This is a genomic window from Actinomadura harenae (genome assembly GCF_003696215.1).
GTDB lineage: Bacteria > Actinomycetota > Actinomycetes > Streptosporangiales > Streptosporangiaceae > Spirillospora > Spirillospora harenae.
Genome location: NZ_RFFG01000100.1, coordinates 1 through 18,209 on the forward strand (window position 1 = coordinate 1; position 18,209 = coordinate 18,209).

Annotated in this window: 17 protein-coding genes and 1 riboswitch; of the genes, 6 read left to right on the plus strand and 11 right to left on the minus strand. The window is 71.2% G+C overall.

Translation table 11 applies throughout. The features are described 5' to 3' along the window. Nucleotides 1-955, plus strand: a 955-nt coding sequence (locus EBO15_RS34930; RefSeq protein ID WP_122198753.1) for an aminotransferase class I/II-fold pyridoxal phosphate-dependent enzyme, incomplete at its 5' end; no start/stop codon positions are given. A gap of 16 nt (nt 956-971) precedes the next feature. Here EBO15_RS34930 and EBO15_RS34935 read toward each other — a convergent pair. Together EBO15_RS34935 and EBO15_RS34940 are read right to left on the minus strand one after the other, a co-directional pair. Continuing rightward, on the minus strand, nt 972-3,470 hold the full coding sequence (locus tag EBO15_RS34935) for a mannose-1-phosphate guanyltransferase (protein ID WP_122198754.1): 2,499 nt from the start codon (nt 3,468-3,470) through the stop codon (nt 972-974). Nucleotides 3,471-3,514: 44 nt separating this feature from the next. After that, nucleotides 3,515-4,258, minus strand: coding sequence for a CDP-alcohol phosphatidyltransferase family protein (locus tag EBO15_RS34940; protein WP_122198755.1), 744 nt, complete (start codon nt 4,256-4,258; stop codon nt 3,515-3,517). A gap of 288 nt (nt 4,259-4,546) precedes the next feature. On the opposite strand from EBO15_RS34940, the gene EBO15_RS34945 reads away from it, so the two are divergent. The 3 genes from EBO15_RS34945 (at nt 4,547) to EBO15_RS34955 (ending at nt 9,500) form a co-directional block, all read left to right on the plus strand. Then, nucleotides 4,547-5,545 (plus strand): AraC family transcriptional regulator, encoded by a 999-nt coding sequence (locus EBO15_RS34945; RefSeq protein WP_122198756.1) that lies wholly within the window; start codon nt 4,547-4,549, stop codon nt 5,543-5,545. Nucleotides 5,546-5,705: 160 nt separating this feature from the next. Continuing rightward, a riboswitch (TPP riboswitch) is annotated at nt 5,706-5,819 on the plus strand. Beyond that, nucleotides 5,815-7,557, plus strand: coding sequence for a phosphomethylpyrimidine synthase ThiC (gene thiC, locus EBO15_RS34950; RefSeq protein WP_122198757.1), 1,743 nt, complete (start codon nt 5,815-5,817; stop codon nt 7,555-7,557). Its footprint overlaps the riboswitch before it by 5 nt. Nucleotides 7,558-7,763: 206 nt before the next feature. Then, complete coding sequence (locus EBO15_RS34955) at nt 7,764-9,500, plus strand: M64 family metallopeptidase (RefSeq protein WP_199744992.1); 1,737 nt, start codon at nt 7,764-7,766, stop codon at nt 9,498-9,500. An 86-nt stretch (nt 9,501-9,586) separates the two neighbouring features. On the opposite strand, the gene EBO15_RS34960 is transcribed toward EBO15_RS34955, so the two are convergent. The 6 genes from EBO15_RS34960 to EBO15_RS34985 all read right to left on the minus strand — a co-directional run bounded on the left by EBO15_RS34960 (nt 9,587) and on the right by EBO15_RS34985 (nt 13,293). Next, nucleotides 9,587-10,348 carry an ABC transporter permease gene (locus EBO15_RS34960; RefSeq protein ID WP_122198759.1) on the minus strand — a complete coding sequence of 254 codons (762 nt, stop codon included), beginning with the start codon at nt 10,346-10,348 and terminating at the stop codon, nt 9,587-9,589. Next, nucleotides 10,345-11,211: an ABC transporter ATP-binding protein gene (locus tag EBO15_RS34965; RefSeq protein WP_122198760.1), complete on the minus strand. Its 867-nt coding sequence runs from the start codon at nt 11,209-11,211 to the stop codon at nt 10,345-10,347. The genes EBO15_RS34960 and EBO15_RS34965 overlap by 4 nt, the downstream gene beginning before the upstream one ends. Beyond that, nucleotides 11,208-11,636: an SHOCT-like domain-containing protein gene (locus tag EBO15_RS34970; RefSeq protein ID WP_122198761.1), complete on the minus strand. Its 429-nt coding sequence runs from the start codon at nt 11,634-11,636 to the stop codon at nt 11,208-11,210. Before EBO15_RS34970 ends, EBO15_RS34965 begins: the two co-directional genes overlap by 4 nt. Nucleotides 11,637-11,944: 308 nt before the next feature. Continuing rightward, nucleotides 11,945-12,661: a hypothetical protein gene (locus tag EBO15_RS34975; RefSeq protein ID WP_122198762.1), complete on the minus strand. Its 717-nt coding sequence runs from the start codon at nt 12,659-12,661 to the stop codon at nt 11,945-11,947. Between the two features lie 85 nt (nt 12,662-12,746). After that, nucleotides 12,747-12,938, minus strand: a complete 192-nt coding sequence (locus EBO15_RS34980; RefSeq protein ID WP_122198763.1) for a hypothetical protein — start codon at nt 12,936-12,938, stop codon at nt 12,747-12,749. A gap of 79 nt (nt 12,939-13,017) precedes the next feature. Next, nucleotides 13,018-13,293, minus strand: a complete 276-nt coding sequence (locus EBO15_RS34985) for a hypothetical protein (RefSeq protein ID WP_147481797.1) — start codon at nt 13,291-13,293, stop codon at nt 13,018-13,020. A gap of 943 nt (nt 13,294-14,236) precedes the next feature. On the opposite strand from EBO15_RS34985, the gene EBO15_RS34990 reads away from it, so the two are divergent. Further along, a complete protein-coding gene (locus tag EBO15_RS34990) occupies nt 14,237-14,662 on the plus strand; it encodes a hypothetical protein (RefSeq protein WP_122198765.1) in 426 nt (141 codons plus the stop codon). A gap of 48 nt (nt 14,663-14,710) precedes the next feature. Here EBO15_RS34990 and EBO15_RS34995 read toward each other — a convergent pair whose 3' ends face one another. The 3 genes from EBO15_RS34995 to EBO15_RS35005 all read right to left on the minus strand — a co-directional run bounded on the left by EBO15_RS34995 (nt 14,711) and on the right by EBO15_RS35005 (nt 16,720). After that, nucleotides 14,711-14,920 carry a hypothetical protein gene (locus tag EBO15_RS34995; protein WP_122198766.1) on the minus strand — a complete coding sequence of 70 codons (210 nt, stop codon included), beginning with the start codon at nt 14,918-14,920 and terminating at the stop codon, nt 14,711-14,713. A 76-nt stretch (nt 14,921-14,996) separates the two neighbouring features. Beyond that, on the minus strand, nt 14,997-15,470 hold the full coding sequence (locus EBO15_RS35000; protein WP_122198767.1) for a hypothetical protein: 474 nt from the start codon (nt 15,468-15,470) through the stop codon (nt 14,997-14,999). Between the two features lie 8 nt (nt 15,471-15,478). Beyond that, a complete protein-coding gene (locus EBO15_RS35005) occupies nt 15,479-16,720 on the minus strand; it encodes a helix-turn-helix domain-containing protein (protein ID WP_158628445.1) in 1,242 nt (413 codons plus the stop codon). Between the two features lie 289 nt (nt 16,721-17,009). Here EBO15_RS35005 and EBO15_RS35010 point away from each other — a divergent pair, with 289 nt between their 5' ends. Next, nucleotides 17,010-17,783 carry a hypothetical protein gene (locus EBO15_RS35010; RefSeq protein ID WP_147481798.1) on the plus strand — a complete coding sequence of 258 codons (774 nt, stop codon included), beginning with the start codon at nt 17,010-17,012 and terminating at the stop codon, nt 17,781-17,783. The last annotated feature ends 426 nt before the right edge of the window (nt 17,784-18,209 follow it).

Sequence of the window (18,209 nt, forward strand, 5' to 3'; positions counted from 1 at the left end):
GTCCGGGACGGCGGCGGCGCGCCGGGAGGGGGCGGCGCTGCTCGGCGTCACCGATCCCGAGGCCGTGCTGTTCGCCGCGAACGGACGCCAGGCGGTCGCGGGCGCGGTGGCGGCCCTGGTCCCGCCGGGCGGGCGGCTGGGCGTCGAGCCGCTCACGTATCCCGTGGTCAAGGGGCTGCTCGCGCGGATCGGCGTCGTGGCCGTCCCGATCGCCGCGGACGAGCACGGCCCGCGCCCGGACGCGCTCGCCGAGGCGCACCGCCGTGCGCCGCTCAAGGCCGTGTACCTCCAGCCGACCCTGCACAATCCGACCGGGCTGACCGTCCCGCCGGAGCGGCGGGCCGCGCTCGCCGAGACGCTGGAGGCGGCGCGCGTCCCGCTGGTCGAGGACCGGATCTGGTCGTTCCTGGCCGACGAGCCGCCCCTGGCGGAGCTCCTGCCGGGCCGGACGATCATCGTGGACGGCCTGTCCAAGCGGGTCTCCCCCGGCCTCACGCTCGGGCTTCTGGCGGCTCCTCAGGGCCTGCGCGGGCCCGTCGCGAGCGCGCTGCGCGGCGGGGCCTGGCAGCCCACCGGGTACGCCCTGGAGGCCGCCACGGGCTGGCTCGCGGACGGCACCGTCGCCGCGCTCGCCGCCGCCAAGCGCCGGGACGCGGCGTCCCGGCGGGACCTCGCGCTGGAACGGCTCGGCGGCTTCGCCGTCTCGGCCGCCCCGCGGTCCTTCTTCTGCTGGTGGGAGCTGCCCTCGCCCTGGCGCGCCGAGGCGTTCGCGGGCGCGGCGGCCCGGCTCGGCATCACGGTCACGCCGGGCGCGGTGTTCGCCACCGCGCCCGACGCGACGCCCGCGGCCGTCCGGCTGGGGCTGGCCTCTCCCCCGCACGGAGAACTCGCGCGCGCCCTGGACGCCCTGGCCGACCTCGCCCGGCGCGGCCCCGACGCCGCGCACCGCGGCTAGGTCTCCTGCCCGGCGGTCAGGTTCCGGCGCGTTCGACGACGGCGCCCCACTCCTCGAGGAGCTCCTGGGCGGCGTCGGCGTCCGGGCCCTCGGCCCAGAGGTGCGTGACGGCGTCGGACGGGTCGGGCAGCACCAGCACCCACCGGCCGTCGTCCTCCACGACCCGGACGCCGTCGGTGGTGTCGATCGTCCGGCCGTCCGCGGCCTCCACGACCGTCCGCATGACGCTGCCCTTGGCCGCCCACGGCGTCGGCACCGAGCGGCGCAGCAGGTGCGCCTCGGGGATGCGGCGGTCGATCTGGGACAGCGTCAGGCGGGTCCGCGCGACCAGCCCGACGAGCCGGACGAACGCCGCGATCCCGTCCACGGTCGAGGAGAACTCCGGCATGAGGAACCCGCCCCGGCCGTCCGCCGCGAAGATCACGTCGGGGTCGGCGGCGGCGCGGGTCAGGTCGTCCTGCGAGGTGGACACCCACCGCACCCGGACGCCGTGGAACCGGCAGACCTGCTCGGCCACCCGCGTGGTGGTGACCGGCAGCGCGACCAGGCCGCCGCGGCGCTCGGCCGCGACCAGGTCCAGCATCACCAGCAGCGCGCGGTCGTCGCTGATCAGCGCACCGTTCTCGTCCACCAGCGTGATGCGCTCGCCGACCGGGTCGAACCGGACGCCGAACGCGGCCCGCGACGACGACACCAGCTCGCCGAGCCGCTGCAGGTCGCGCATCCGCTCGGCGAGCGTCTCGGTCGGGTTCGCCTCGTCCAGCTTGGCGTTGCGGGTCAGCACGTCCACGCCGACCTTGCCGAGCAGCGTCGGCAGGACGAGCGAGGCGGTGCCGCCCGCGCAGTCCAGGACGAGTTTCAGCCCGGCCTCGCGGACGCCCGTCCCGTCGACCAGGCGCAGCAGGTCGCGGGTGTAGGTCTCCACGACGCGGGCCGGATAGGTCAGCTCGGCGATCTCGCCGGGGAACGCGCGGCGGAACTCCTGGCGGCCGTACACGCGGTCCAGCTTGCGCTGGGCGGCCTGGGAGAGGTCCGCGCCGTCCTCGTCCAGGAACAGGATGTCCACGCCCTGCGGGTCGCCGGCCGTGGTGCGGATGTAAATGCCGCCGCCGCAGTCCTCGCGGGCGGTCTCGAACCGCGCCAGCGGCAGCGCGCACGCCTCCAGGTCCTGCACGTCGATCGCGGACGCCGTGAGCGCGCTGATCACCGCGCGCTTCAGGGTGCGGGCGGCGCGGGAGGCGTCCCGGCCGGTGACGACCGCGGTGCCCTTCTTCAGGGTCGTCGCGTACGCGCTGGCCAGCCGGACGGCGAGCTCCGGCGTGATCTCGACGTTGATCAGCCCGGACACGCCGCGCGGCCCGAACAGGTTCCGCTGCCCCCGGGACTCCCAGATCACGCTGGTGTTGACGACCGCGCCGGCCTCGACGGTCTTGAACGGGTAGACCTTCACCCCGTTGGACAGGTACGCCTCGGCCTCGATGACGCACTCGTCCCCGACGACCGCGCCCTCCTCGACCCGCGCGCCCGCCATGATGTCGGTGTTCTTGCCGATCACGCAGCCGCGCAGGTTCACCGCGGGCCCGACGAACACGTTGTCGTGGACGACGGCCCGGTGCAGGAACGCGCCCTCCTTCACCACCACGTTGCTGCCGAGGACGGTGAACTCCCGCAGCTCGACCCCGGCCTCGACCTTGGCGTAGTCGCCGATGTACAGCGGGCCCTTCAGGACGGCCTCGGCGTCCACCTCGGCGCCCTCGGCGACGAACACGCCCGGCGACACCTCGAAGCCGTCGACGGGCAGGTCGACGAGGCCGGACAGCATGTCCGCCTGGGCCTTGAGGTAGCTCTCGTGGGTGCCGACGTCCTCCCAGTAGCAGTCGGCGACGTACCCGTAGAGCGGGGCGCCCGCGGCGAGCAGGCGGGGGAACACGTCCCCGGACCAGTCGACGGACTCACCGGCCGCGACGTGGTCCAGCACCTCCGGCTCCATCACGTAGATACCGGTGTTGACCGTGTCGGAGAACACCTGGCCCCAGGTCGGCTTCTCCAGGAAGCGCTGGATGCGGCCCCGCTCGTCCACGATGATGATCCCGAACTCCAGCGGGTTCGGGACCCGCTTGAGGCCGATCGTGACCAGCGCGCCGTTCTCCCGGTGGAACCGCACCATGTCGGTGAGGTCGATGTCGGTGAGCGCGTCCCCGGAGATCACCAGGAACCGGTCGTCGCGCAGCGCCTCCTCGGCGTTCTTCACGCTGCCCGCGGTGCCGAGCGGCACCTCCTCGGTGGCGTAGCTCAGGCTCATGCCGAGCTCCTCGCCGTCCCCGAAGTAGTTGCGGATCAGCGCGGCGAGGAACTGCACCGTCACCACCGTCTCGTCGAACCCGTGCCGCTTCAGCAGGCGCAGCACGTGCTCCATGATCGGCCGGTTGACCAGCGGGAGCAGGGGCTTGGGCTGGTTGGCGGTCATCGGACGCAGCCGCGTCCCCTCGCCGCCCGCCATGACGACGGCCTTCATCTGTTCTCCTCAGCGGTAGAACCGACGGCATCCGTTCGAGGATGTCAACGGGGGGTGTCGGCTCCCTTCTGGTCGTCGGACGGGTCGCGGTCCGGGGTGGGGCGGGGGGCCGCCGCGGGGGCGGCGTCGTCGGCCTGACCGGCGGCGTCGTGGTCGGGCTCGGCGTCGTGGTGGGGTGCGGCGTCCTGGTCGGGCGGGGTGGCGTGGTCGGCGCGGGCCAGTTGGAGGGTCTGGGCCCAGTAGAGGGCGGCCGCCCACCAGTAGAGGGCGACGCCCCAGATCGCGAAGGCCCAGCCGCCCACGCGGGCGGTGGTGGCCCACCAGCCGTGATGGTCGCCGACCAGCAGCAGCGGGAAGGCGTACAGCAGGCACATGGTGCCCGCCTTGCCGACGAAGTGGACCGGCAGCGTCCCCGCGTAGCCGAGCCGCCGCATGATCGGGACGATCGGGGTGATGGCGACCTCGCGGGCGAGCAGGACGACCACCAGCCACAGCGGGATCACGTCGCGGACGGTCAGCCCGACGAGCGTCGCGAGGATGTAGAGCCGGTCGGCGGCGGGGTCGAGCACCGCGCCGAGCTTGCTGGTCTGGTTCAGCGCCCGCGCGAGCTTGCCGTCCAGCCAGTCGGACAGGCCCGCGAAGACCAGCACGCCGAGCGCCCACCAGTCGTGGCCGGTCAGCACCAGCCACAGGAACAGGGGCACGCCGAGGAGCCGCGCGAAGCTCAGAAGGTTCGGCACCGTCCAGATCCGGTCGGTCACCGGTCCCGTCCCGGTCTCAGCATCCACCCCGTGCCCGCCTCCCTGTCCCCAATGATCCTGACCCTATCGGTAAGGATGCGAAAGACCCCGGGGGCGTCCGGACGCCGGAGGCCGGGTGGCGGCGGGTGGGACGGGACGGGTCCGGCCGGCGGCCCTCGGTCGTCCCCCCGGCCGCCGGCCGTCCTGCCCCGCCCCTCGGGCCAGCGAAGCCAAGGCACTGGTCGGGAGGCAACCGATGCCTTCGCCGTCCGGACACTGGGTGCGCCGGGCGGACAGGACGTACGGTGGCGGCCCGGAGGTGAGCGGAGGCCGCGCATGGACGTGCGCTCGGACGTGCGCATGGACATGCGCTCGGACGTGCGCTCGGACGGCGGTCCGGTCACGCGCACCGAGTTGGTGACCGGTGATCTGGACGAGGCCCACGGCTATCTGTGCCGGACCTACGTGGGGCACCGGCCCCGGTTCAGCGGTGACCGGGCGGCGTTCCGTTTCCGGGCGGCGACGGCGGACGAGGGGCGGTTCTCGCTCGGCCGGATGACGCACACGCTCGGCACCCGCCTGGTCACCGAGCCGCGCGACTTCCTCGTCGTGGTGTGCGTGCTGGACGGCGCGTACGCGGTCGAGGCGGGGCGGGACGAGGCGCGGGCCGTCCGGGGCGGGTTCGTGGCGCTGCCGCCGGGCGGGCCGGCGCACGCGCGGTGGCCCGCGGCGGAGCTCGGTGTGGTCGGTATCACCCGGTCGGCCCTCGCGCGGGCGGCGCTGGAGGTCCTGGGCGCCCCTGTGACGCCGCTGCTGGCCGGGCCGCTGTCCGGGGAGCGGGTGCGGCGGTGGCGGGGCGCGGTCCGGTTCGTGTCGCACGAGCTGCTGGACGAGGCGTCCGGGGCGGCGGGGCCGCTGCTGCGGGCGGAGGCGGTCCGGCTGCTCTCGGCGGTGTACCTGACGACGTTCCCGGTGCTGGTCGGCGACCGTCCGGGGCCGAACGGGACGCTTCCGGCGGCGGTGCGGCGGGCCCGCGCGTTCGTGGACGAGCACGCGCACCGCGACATCGGCCTGACGGAGATCGCCGAGGCGGCCCGGACCAGCCCGCGCGCCCTCCAGGACGGGTTCCGGCGCGTCCTCGGGACCACGCCGACCGCGTACCTGCGGGAGGTGCGGCTGGACGGGGCGCACCTGGCGCTGCGGGCGGCCGACCCGACGTCCGGGGACACGGTCGCGGCGATCGCGCGGAGCTGGGGTTTCGCGCATCTCGGACGGTTCGCCGCGGCGTACCGGGACCGGTTCGGGCGGACGCCCCGGGAGACGCTCCGCGAGTGACGGGGACCGTGCGCGCGGGTGACGGGGACCGGGCGAGCGGGCGGCCGGGAGTGACGGAGATCATGCCCGGGGACGGGCGCGGAGGTGACGGAAGTCTCTCCGTCCGTACACCGTGACGCGGGGTTGCGGCAACAGGGGTCGCCGGGGTTACGGTCGGCCCGAGACAGATCGCGGGGGCCCGGCGAACCGGGCTGAGATCGTGGCTGAGACGGCCGCCGACCGCTGGAACCTGACCGGGTAATGCCGGCGTAGGGAGAGATCGAGTCGTCATGAGCGACAACACGTCCGCAGTCACGCACGCCCACAAGACCTACCTGCGGGGGTCCCGCCCGGACCTGCGGGTGCCGATGCGGGAGGTGCCGCTGACCAACGGTGACCGGGTGGTGCTGTACGACACCTCCGGCCCGTACACCGATCCGGGGTTCACCGCCGACGTCCGGCGCGGGCTGCCGCCGCTGCGCGCCGGGTGGGTCGAGGAGCGGGGCGACACCGCCGCGTACGAGGGGCGGGCCGTCCGGCCGGAGGACGACGGCCGCCGGTCCGGGGATCCGCTGCGAGACGCGGGGGCCTTCCCGCCGCGTCCGCCGCGCTCGGCGAGCGGGGGCGCCGTCACGCAGCGCGCCTACGCGCGGCGCGGGGAGATCACGCCGGAGATGGAGTTCGCGGCGCTGCGCGAGGGCGTCGAGCCGGAGTTCGTCCGGGCCGAGCTGGCGGCGGGGCGGGCCGTGCTGCCCGCCAACGTCAACCATCCGGAGTCCGAGCCGATGGTCATCGGACGGAACTTCCTGGTGAAGGTGAACGCCAACATCGGGAACTCGGCGGTCGCGTCGTCCATCGAGGACGAGGTGGAGAAGATGACGTGGGCGACCCGCTGGGGCGCCGACACGATCATGGACCTGTCCACCGGCCGCGACATCCACACGACGCGGGAGTGGATCCTGCGGAACTCGCCCGTGCCGGTCGGGACCGTCCCGCTGTACCAGGCGGTCGAGAAGGTCGGCGGGAACCCGGCCGACCTCACCTACGAGGTGTTCCGGGACACCGTGATCGAGCAGGCCGAGCAGGGCGTGGACTACATGACCGTCCACGCGGGGGTGCTGCTGCCGTACGTGCCGCTGACGGCGCGCCGCAAGACGGGCATCGTGTCGCGGGGCGGGTCGATCATGGCGGCGTGGTGCCTGGCGCACCACGAGGAGAACTTCCTCTACACGCACTTCCGCGAGCTGTGCGAGATCTTCGCGGCCTACGACGTCACCTGGTCGCTCGGGGACGGCCTGCGTCCGGGGTCGATCGCGGACGCCAACGACGAGGCCCAGTTCGCGGAGCTGCGCACGCAGGGCGAGCTGACGCGGATCGCCGCCGAGTTCGACAACCAGGTGATGAACGAGGGCCCGGGGCACGTCCCGATGCACAAGATCAAGGAGAACGTCGAGCTCCAGCAGGAGTGGTGCGACGGGGCGCCGTTCTACACGCTCGGCCCGCTCACGACCGACATCGCGCCGGGCTACGACCACATCACGTCCGCGATCGGCGCGGCGATGATCGGCTGGTACGGGACGGCGATGCTCTGCTACGTCACGCCGAAGGAGCACCTGGGGCTGCCCGACCGGGACGACGTGAAGGCGGGCGTCATCGCCTACAAGATCGCCGCGCACGCCGCGGACCTGGCCAAGGGGCATCCGGGCGCGCAGGCGTGGGACGACGCGCTGTCCGACGCCCGGTTCGAGTTCCGCTGGGAGGACCAGTTCAACCTCTCCCTGGATCCCGACACGGCGCGGTCCTTCCATGACGAGACGCTCCCGGCGGCGCCCGCGAAGACCGCGCACTTCTGCTCGATGTGCGGGCCGCACTTCTGCTCGATGAAGATCACGCAGGACGTGCGGCGGTACGCGCGGGACCACGAGCTGGACGACGCCCAGGCGCTCGCGGCCGGGATGCGGGAGAAGGCCGCCGAGTTCCAGGCGTCCGGCAACCGCGTCTACCTGCCGATGGCCACGGACGGCGACCGGTGACCGCCCGCTGAGGCGGACGGGAATGTCGGCGGGCTGGCCTTCCACTCTGCCAGCCCGCCCCTGGCGGCGCGGGTCGCGGGGTTCGGCGCGCGGGCGCCGCGGCCCCTGACCGGTTGTGGTCGACACGGTCCCTGACTTCCGAGTCATGGCGTTCCGGCATGGTCCGGGGCGTCCGCCTCGACCATGATCAGCACAGGAGGTCAGCCATGCTCATTCGCGCCGCCGCCGTCGTCACGGCGGCCATCACCCCCCTGTCCCTGGTCACGGCCACGCTCCCGGCGCGGGCCGCCGAGCCCGCCGCCACGGTCGTGCCGCTCCAGGTCACCGGAGACCCCGCCAAGAGGTTCAACCTGGTCGTGCTCGGCGACGGGTACACCGAGGCCGACATGCCGGCGTTCCGGCAGAACGTCGACAAGCACCTGAACGTGCTGTGGAGCATCGAGCCGTACAAGTCGTACCGCAGCTACATCAACGTGTACCGGGTGGAGATCCCGTCCAAGGTCTCCGGCGTCAGCTGCGACCCGGGCGTGACGGACGCCAGGAAGGACACGCCGCTCGGGATGTCGTTCTGGAGCGGCTGCCGGACCGACGGCATCCAGCGGCTCCTCGTCATGAACGAGGACGCCGCGAACACCTACGCGAACCTGGTCAAGGGCGTCCCGGCGGCGAACCGGCAGGTCCTCGCGCTGGCGAACAGCACGACGTACGGCGGCGCGGGCGGCTCGTACGCGACCGCGTCGGGCGGGAACGCGATGTCCGCGCTGATCTCGCCGCACGAGCTCGGCCACTCGGTCGGCGGGCTGGACGACGAGTACGACTACTACTACCGCGGCGTCCCCGGCGGGACGTACGACGGCGGGGAGCCGGACTCGCTCCACCACACGCTGCTGACCGAGGACCAGATGCGGCGGCGGCACCTGAAGTGGTGGCGCTGGCTCGGCGAGCGCAGCGAGGCGGGCGGGACGATCGGCCGCTACGAGGGCGGCATGTACTACAGCAAGGGCATCTGGCGGCCGAGCGCGCACTCGATCATGAAGCAGCTCGGCTACTACTACGACCAGGTCAGCCGCGAGCGGATGACCCAGGCGATCTCGGCGAAGGTCGACCTGATCCAGGACGGGACGCCCGAGGGCACCGTCGGCGCGGACCGGGTGCTCTCGGTGGAGACCCTGCACCCCGTCGACCACGCGCTGCGCGTCGCCTGGACCGTCGACGGGCGTCCCGTCCGCGCCGGTCACGACCTGGACCTGCGGAGGCTGCGCCTGCGGCCCGGCGTCCACAAGGTCGACGTCCGGGTGGACGACCCGACCGCGTTCATCCGGGACCCCGCGGTCCGGGCGTCGTTCGCGCGGACGCGTTCCTGGACGGTCGACACGTCCGTGCGGACGCCGCCGGACGCCACCTCCCCCGGCTTCGGCACGACCACCCCGACCGATCGCCCCGTCGCGGCGCGCAGCGTCATCGGCGTCGAGACGACGCATCCGGCGACGTCCGCGCCGCACGTCGAGTGGCGGGTGGACGGACGTCCCGTGAACGCCGACCGCGACCTGCGCCTGCCTCCGCTGCGTCCGGGAACGCACCACGTCACCGCGAGGGTCGGCGACCAGACGAGGACGTGGACGGTCGACGCGACCCCACCGACCGTGACGGCCCAGGCGCAGCAGCCGCCCGCGGGCGACCAGCTCACCCTGAAGCTCACCCCGTCCGACGACCAGGCCGGATACGTGGTCGCGGAGTTCCGCGTCGACGGCGACGGTTGGTACAACTACTACGGCTGGCCGACCGACTCGACGCGCCCGTTCCTGTTCACCAAGACCGGGACGACCATCGACAACCTGGTCTACGGCAGGCTCGCCGCCGGACGGCACACGATCGAGTACCGCGCGATCGACGCCGCCGGGAACTACGGGAAGCCGCGCACCGTCACCGTCACCCTGCGCTGAGGCCGGACGGCGCGATGACCGTCCGCCCGGCGTCCTGGGCGATCCGGACGCCGGGCGGACGGTCTGGTGAGGCTCCTGCGCGGCCGTCAGGAGATCTTGCGGCGGTAGGTCGCCGTGGCGAGGACGTAGGCGAGGACGAGGACGCCGAGGCACCAGGCGAGCGCCGTCCAGATGTCGTCGCTGACGGGCTTCTGGGCGAACAGGTCGCGGATCGTGTCGACGATCGACGTCACCGGCTGGTGCTCGGCGAACGCGCGCACCGGTCCGGGCATGGTGTGGGTCGGCACGAACGCCGAGCTGATGAACGGCAGGAAGATCAGCGGGTAGGAGAACGCGCCCGCGCCGTCCGGCGACTTCGCGGTGAGGCCGGGGATCACGGCGAGCCATGTCAGCGTCAGGGTGAGCAGGAGCAGGAGTCCCGCGACCGCGAGCCAGGCGAGCACGCCCGCCCCCGAGCGGAAGCCCATGAGCAGCGCGACGAGCACGACGACCACGACCGAGACCATGTTCGCGACCAGCGAGGTCAGCACGTGCGCCCACAGCACCGACGACCGCGCGATCGGCAGGGACTGGAACCGCTCGAAGATGCCGCCCTTCATGTCCAGGAACAGCCGGAACGCCGTGTAGGAGACGCCCGACGCGATCGTGATGATGAGGATGCCGGGCAGCAGGTAGTTCACGTACGTCCCGGGACCCGACCGGATCGCGCCGCCGAGCACGTACACGAACAGCAGCATGAAGGCGATCGGCATGATCGAGGTCGTGATGATGGTGTCCGGGCTGCGCAGGATGTGCCGCAGGCTCCGGCCCAGCAGAGCGGTGGTGTCGCCGAAGAATCGCGTGGTCATCGTTGTTCCTTGGTCGTGGTTCGGGCACCACGGTCGCCGGGGGTGTTCTCGTCGCCGTTCTCCGGGCCACCGCTGTTCGCGGGGCCGCCGTTCTCGGGGCCGCCGCCGACGAGGGCGAAGAAGATGTCCTCGAGCGTCGGCTGCTTCTCGACGTACTCGACCTTCGCGGGCGGGAGCAGCCGCCGCAGCTCGTCGAGGGTGCCGTTCACGATGATCCGGCCCTCGTGCAGGATCGCGATCCGGTCGGCGAGGTGCTCGGCCTCCTCCAGGTGCTGCGTCGTGAGCAGCACCGTCGTGCCGCGCCCGGCGAGCTCCCGGACGGCGTCCCAGACCTCGAGGCGCGCCTGCGGGTCGAGCCCGGTCGTCGGCTCGTCGAGGAAGATGACCGGCGGGTTCCCGACCAGGCTCATCGCGATGTCGAGGCGGCGGCGCATGCCGCCCGAGTAGGTCGCCGTCCGCCGTCCGCCCGCGTCGGTGAGCGAGAAGCGCTCCAGCAGCTCGTCCGCGACCCGGCCCGGGTCCTGGACGCGCCGCAGCCGGGCGACGAGGGCGAGGTTCTCCCGTCCGGTGAGGATCTCGTCGACGGCCGCGAACTGCCCGGTGAGGCTGATGGACTCCCGGACCTCCGCGCCGTTCGCCGCGACGTCGAAGCCGTTGACGGTGGCCGTCCCGGCGTCGGCCCTGAGCAGCGTGGACAGGATGTTCACGACCGTCGTCTTGCCCGCGCCGTTCGAGCCGAGCAGGGCGAAGATGCTGCCGGGGGCGACGTCGAAGTCCACGCCGCGCAGCACGCTGAGCTTCTTGTACGACTTCTCCAGGCCCTGGACGTGGATCGCGGGGGCCCGTCCTCCGGTCGTCGTCATTCGCAGAACACCTGGACCTTCCCACTCGGGTCGTCGACGTCGATGCGGACCTCGTCGAGCTGGTCCACCAGGTCCTGGACGTGCTCGGGCCTCAGCTCGGTAAGGTCGATCGGCACGCCCGACCGGCGCAGCTCCTCGTTGGCCCGGCCGAGCGCCTGCGGCGGGACGAGGGTCACGAGGCGGACCCCGGCGCGCAGCAGGCGGAGGGGGACGCGGACGTTGATGCGGCTCGGCCCGTCGTCCCCCTCGCCCTCCGCGCTCACCAGCACGCGCAGGTACTTGGCCCGGGGGGCCGATCGCGGCGCGGCGCCCGCCGGGGCCTCGGGACGCTCCGGCTCGAGGGCGTCGATCAGCCGCTCGGCCTCCTCGGCGGTGATCTTGTTCTCGGCCAGCAGACTCAGGATCTGGCGGCGTTGCTCGTCCATGGACTTCCTTCTTCTCGAACTCGCCTGACCGGCGTCACCGGCACGGGACGGGGGGCGCGGACACCGTCGCGTCGGCGACGTGCCCGCCCACTCTTTGTAGCTTGAGTTTTTTAAGACGTCAACGCCGGATGTTTGAATTTTCTGATGCCGACTTCAAGATTTTTGAGACCAGATCGCGCTTGCCGAGGTCAGAGCGCTGCCGGGGGATCGCGGCCGCCGGGCATGCCGGAGCGCCGCCGGGCGGCACGGGGCACCCGGCGGACGGCATGGAGGAACCCGCCGCGGCGACGGCGGTCTCGGGAAGGGGGTTAGGAGCCGGCCAGGGCCTTCTCGGAGGCGGCCGGAAGCGCGGTCGCGGACCGGGCCCGGATGACGCTCATGAGAGCGGTGGCCCGGTCGGCGCCGTCCGGGAGGGAGCGGGCGAGGGCGGCGGCCTGCCTGAGAAGGCGGGCGGCCAGGAGCGGGTCGTCGGCCGCGGCGGCCTTGGCGATCTCGGCCAAGGCGCCCACGCGGACGACGGGGTTGCCGATCGGGGCCGTCGTCCGCAGCGCCGCGGGCAGGTCGCCGGCGGCGACGGCGGCGAGCGCGGCGTCGAGGGTCGCCCAGTCCCGGTCGAGGGGGTCCGGCAGGGCCTGGGCGGCCGCCCGGAGCTCGCCCGCCAGGGCGAGGGCCCTCTCGGCGCGGCCCGCCGCGGCCAGGCAGCGGATCACCGTCAGGAGCAGGCCCGTCCGGACATGGGGTTCCGCGGCGGCACGCGCGACCCGCTCGGCGCGCTCGAAGTCGTGCCGCGCGAGCGCGTTGCGGAGCAGCTCGCTCTGGACGAGCGAGCGGACGTGCGGGTCGGCGACACGGGACAGGGCGTCGTCGGCGTGGTCACGTTCCTGCCTGCCGTCGGCGATCCGGGCGATGTCGGCGAAGGCGATGTCCCGGTAGCGCGCGGAGTCGATCGTCAGGGCGAGCGCGTGCGCGTGGGCGAGGTCGCCACTCACCGCGGTCGTGATGATGACGTCGTGGCGATCGTTCACTCGGCGGTCGGCCGTCCACGCGCACTGAGAGGCATGGGTAAAGGAAACCCCATCCGATGGTCTGCCGCCAGCATCGCCGCCCCCATCAGCGCGTCCCGAACACGCCCCCGGGAAGGGCGAAGCGGGTGCCGTCGGCGGCCTTGTCGTCGGTGAAGATGTGCACCGAGGAGAGGGCGTGCGCGAGGACGCCCAGGTCTGCGGCGGTCTCGTTCGTATGGACGCCCACCCAGTCGCCGCCGGCGCCATGGGCCCGGTGCAGCGCGAGGTCGACGGTCATCCTGTCGGCAAGCGACTCGGCCGCCTTGTCGTAGGACGGGGGAAGTCGTAGAGCAGGTTCTCGTTCTGCGCGGGCCCATTCAGCCCGGCTCCGCGTTGAAGTCGCGGTGCTGGAATAAGCAGGCCCAGCCCTGCGGACAGGCCGCGAGGCCGGACACGTCGCGCGCACCCCAGAACCGGTTGGGATCGGTCGGCAACTCGATGACGGCCTTGCGGTGGTCGGCGGCGACATTGTCGGGACGTTCGAGGTCGGGCGGCACCACGGCGTCGCTCCACACCGTCCGGGAGCCGGGCACGGCGGCAGCGACGACCGCGCCGGTCACGGCCGCCGTGACCAGCGCGGTCAGCACGACCACGGCGGCGAGCATGCGCCCCGGACGAGGGAGGGCCCGGTCGCGGTGACCGGGGTGACCGTCGGCGGGAGGATCGTCCGCCGGGACGCCAGAGAAGGACGGACCGCCGGGACGGGAACAAACGCGCAGCGGACCTCGACCGCCTCGCGCCACATCCATTCCCATTCGGGCCACGGGAACGGCCCCGCACACATGGGACCGCTCACCTACCCCCACCCGACGCCTGACGATCACGTGGTCGTTCACCGTCCCCGGCAAGACGGCGCGACCATAAACCCATGGTGACGGACCTTACTGCCAGCACCCCTCGGGTACAGGGCCCGAAGAGGGCGTGGGCAGGACGAATCGGTGCGACGTCGCATCTTTAAGGCACTGAAGGACGACCGACCTGCTGACGGATCGGAGGTCCCCGGCTGATGCGCCTAGGAACCTCCGCCCGAGCGTTCAGTGACTCGTCCCGCTTGAGTGCGAATCACTTGCGATCACTGAGGGCGAATGAAAAACTTCTCCTGGTTGCACCAGAGGTGTGTCCAGAGGCCCTCCCTTCTCAGGGATGGGCCTTCTTCGTTTGAATCACCGTGAAAGGCCCCGAAGCTTCCGAGCTTCGGGGCCTTTCGCATGCAGATCGAAGGGTGACGTAGTGTCCGAGAACGACCTGTTCTGCCTGGTTGTGGGCTTGGTCGGTGTCGTAATGGTCTTGATCATCGCGATCGTGATCATCGCCGTCCGAGCTCTGAGTGCGTGTCAGCCAGATGATGTGCCAACCGTCCTGCGCGAAACGACTCGGCTCGCAAGGGCGCTTGCCAGCTTCACGCCAGTCACGCGCGGTGCAGACAGGGAGGATGAAATATCTCCCCCCTCCGGAAGAGACGGAGCGCGCTAAATGGGCCGTCGACGTGGAACGCGACCGGAGCCGCGCTGCTACAGCAAGATCGACGATGAAACGGTGGCCGAACCGTTGCTTCGCTCGATCGTTCTCGCCATCTGTGACCTTCCACGAGCGCAGCAGGTGGTTCTTGCCCTGGCCGTTGGCTTGGACTGGTCGCCCGACCGCATCAGCGCACGAAGCGACCAAGGCGAAGAAGAGGTGCAGCAGCTTCTCGCTCTCGCTGGTCCAGCGATCGGCAGGAATGGGTCCATGTGGATGGCAGCGTCGCAGGAGGAGCCACCGCGGATCCTCGCTCCGTTGGTGAAGAGCTACCTGCGATGGGCTGGCGAGCGCCTGCTTGAGGAGAGCGAGGAGATCGTGCTCTCCGAAGAGAGCGGCGGACACTGGCCCGGCACTCGGGACTTCGAACCCGACAGGTACGCGTTCCCGCTGCCGTATGGCCCTGAGTGGGAGGTGTTCCTCAAGGATGTGCGCACCAGCTAGGAGGGGGGTGCCGTGCGCCTTGGCTGAGGGCCAGGGCGACTTGGGCACCTATGCGATCTTCGTGAGCAGAGGGTCACGCAGGTCACCATCAGCGACCCGCTTCCACTTCCGCTGCAGCACCAGCTTGATCTCATCGACCGGACGGCCGCGCATCTGTGACGTGAGCTGCTCGACGAGCTTGTCGAAGTCGCGTGATACCTCCCTGACCTTCGCTTCTGCAAGCCGCTTCAGCGCATCCTCGGTGAACTCAAACTTCATTCCCATCGATCCTCCCGAAGTCCACTCCGTTGCCGAGAGAGTAGGGAGGGGTCTGACATTCAACGACTACCCGTGCTCAGTCTCGCGAAGCCCCCTCTGGCCAGATGACCTGTACGGGGAGTCCTGCGTCTCGCGCGGCTTGGACAACGTCGGCGGTTCCGCCGTATCCGCGTGCGGGTTTTCCGTCCCAGACGGCCCACAGTTCGTCCGCGAGGGTGAGCATGAGGCTGCTGGCCTCCATGTGGGCGTTGCTCTCCGACTCTGTGAAGGGAAGCCGGTGGACCTCCTCGGCAGCTGACAGGAGGTGGTCGTAGGTGGTGTGGTGTTCCTTGGGCAAGCCGTGTCGGTACTCGGACGCCGGGACCACGGCGATCAGTTCACCCCTGTGGGCAAGGACGGCTTGGGCGAAGAGTGCGTCGGCGCCGTCGGCCAGGCAGGAGATTCCGACCACTGGGGCTGGTTGAGCGGTGAGGAGTCTGTCCAGCTCCTGGCTGACCAGCAGTTCAGTCGCGGGTGGCAGGAGGCGGTGGCCGGAGATGGCGATGCGCATGGTTCTCCCTACACGAGTGTGGTTCTGAGGCGATCGTCGAAGCGGGCGGTGGTTGGGTTGGTCGGTCCTGAGTAGTCGTAGCGGAACTGGCGGGCTCGCTGTAGGACTCGTTCCGAGCGCAGGGTGATGCCGGTGTCGAGGGCGCTGAGGGCGAGCGTGAAGGCGTCTTCGACTTCGCCGCGTTGGCAGGTTGCTGTGGCGACTTCCAGGGTCGTCAGGGCTGCTTGTTTTGGTGCTGGCTGGGGCGAGGGCAGTGACTCGGCGAAAGCTCGGGCCGCGGCTTCTCCTTGCCCGAGCCGAACGGCGACGGATGCGCGTGTGCGGGCAAGCTTGGCGTGGTCGAAGGGGTAGACCCATGGCCATGGCGGTGGTCCGTCGGCTGTCTCGATGGCTTGTTCTGCTCGTGTCAGGGCTTGGGTGGCGGCGGTCTCGTCGGGTCGTGGTCCGGAGGCGTGCGCCAGTGCTTCCAGGGACTCCAGCCAGGCGGTGGGGGTGCTGGATTCAGGGCCTTGGTTCAGGAACGTTCGTGCTTGCTTGAGCATGGCCAGGCCGAGGAGAGGGTCGGCGGCGGCGTCGATCTCGAAGGCGGCCAGGCTGCCCGTCATGTACGCCGCGAGAAGGCTGTTCCCGGCGTCTTTGGCACTGGCGATCGCCTTTCGGTAGAAGCCGCGTGCGCTGCCGAGGTCCAGCATGTCCATGGACAGCCACGCCGCGAAACCGGCGGCTTCGCTGACGGCCGCCGCGATGCTGGCTGCGTGGTGGCCCGCGTGCTGGCGAGTTCTGAGCGCCAGGTCGAGGTGTGCTCTCACGCCATCGATGAGGTCTTGTGACCGGAGTACGGCGTCCAGCCTTCGCTGCTGGCCGGTGATGGCGGTGAGCGTCCTCGCCGTGCTCTCGTCGATGGCACTGGCGACGCGAGGGATCGGCAGGATGGTCAGGAGCGCCATCGTGCCGAACTGTCTGCGGTTCGTGGGGTCGTCCTCTTTCTTACTCTCGCTGGGATCGCCCAGGCGAAGCAGGTCGAGGGGGATGTCGAGAGTACGGCTGACCACGCGCACCTGGTCGAGGGTCAGCGAGAGGTCTCCCCGCAGCACCTTCGACGCCCAGCTCTGGGTGTAGCCCAGAGCTTCGCCGAGGCCGGCCTGAGTCCATCCCCGTGCCTTCCTGATCTCCTCCAAGAGCGTCGCCATGTCGCAGGTGGCGAGAGCACGTGCGACGACCGGGTGAGACCAGAACTCGGGCAGCTCCATGAAATCTACGTTAGAGCGAGCCCGGTCGGGCGGGTGCCAGTCGCCAGAGGAATGCCAGAGGACGAGCTTTAGTCCGCGCAGTCGTACCGCCTTCCGCGCATGGGTGCAGGGAGTGAACATCAACGACATCGCACCTGACGGGTTCCGCCACTGAACCACCTTGATCGCTTTGGTCTCGGATGTGGCGGTGCGCTCCGGAAGGGTCCCCGCACCAGACAGAGGATCATCATGATCTTTGACGCCTCTCAGCGAAATGCGTCCATCACGCTCAGCCCGTTGGCGGGATGACGTGTCGGGCCGACACGCAATCAGGAGGGACGGGCCGCGCGTTGCGCCGCCTGTGCCGGAGGCCACGGCCGACGTTGGGCTTGTGGTGCCCAACCGCGAGCGCCTGGCCTACCTGACTCATCTCGCCGAGCATCTCCCGGCGGGGTTGTCCACGAGTTACAGCTACCGCGCGCACGAGGTCGTGATGCACGTGGTGTCCGTGAGCACCATCAGGAGCAGGAAGGACGAGCCGCCCCCGATTGCGGGCGTGACGGTGGGATGCCGCTACGAGGCCGGTGCCTGGTGGTTCGTCCGCAACGGAAACGGCTCCCGGTTCGCTGCCGCGAACAACCTGAGTGAGGCGGCGGGGGTCATCGTCCGGGCAATCGCCGATCAGCTCCGCAGACGAACCGTCCCGCATGAGCGGGCAGACGGTGCGGGAGGGAGGTCGGTGAGCGCCATCCGCACCGCGCGAACAGCCGAGACGACACCGGCCTCGGGGCGTCATCCGCTGACGGTGAAGGGTCGGGTCGCCGAGATCTACGGCGTTCCCGCCTTCGTGGACCGGGGCTGGATGAAGCCACGGTTCGCCGCGCTGCTGGTCCAAGTGACGATCGTGTCCCTGCACCACTGGGCGACTGAGGGACTCGTGTCGTTCCGGCAGGAACGTCCCAAGGGCCCGATCCGGTTCCTGCGCCGCGAGTTGCTGATCGTGGTGGGGATGCGGTCCGAGGGCGTCCCGTTGTCGGACGAGGTGATCCGTCGGCAGCTCGAGGGCCGGGGTGTCGACGCATGAGTGAACAGATTGGCAAGGCCCCCGATGCTCCAACTTGGCACCTCTCAACGCCGAAGCAGATGGCCGAGTCCGTCATGGGGCACTATCGCGGCCTTCTGATGAATCACGGTGAAGCACCGTCCAACGGGCAGGGGGCGGGGTGGCCCCGAGGGGAGCGATCCCGGATGTAGTCCCCCGCCTGCTCCGTGACGTTCCGGAGCAGTTCTCCCGGCCTGCTCCGTGAAGCGTCCGGAGCAGGCCGGGCACCAGACCCGGTGCGCGGACAGCCCGCGCAGGGAGGCTCTAGGAGGAGCCCGTGACCGGGCGCCGACCTCGTCCGCCACATCAAGACCCGGTCGCTGGAGCTGGCCGCCGACCGCGAAACCAGACGAGCGGAGCTCACCGAACTTGAGGCGGCCCTGCCGCCGCAGCATTCACCCGAGCTGC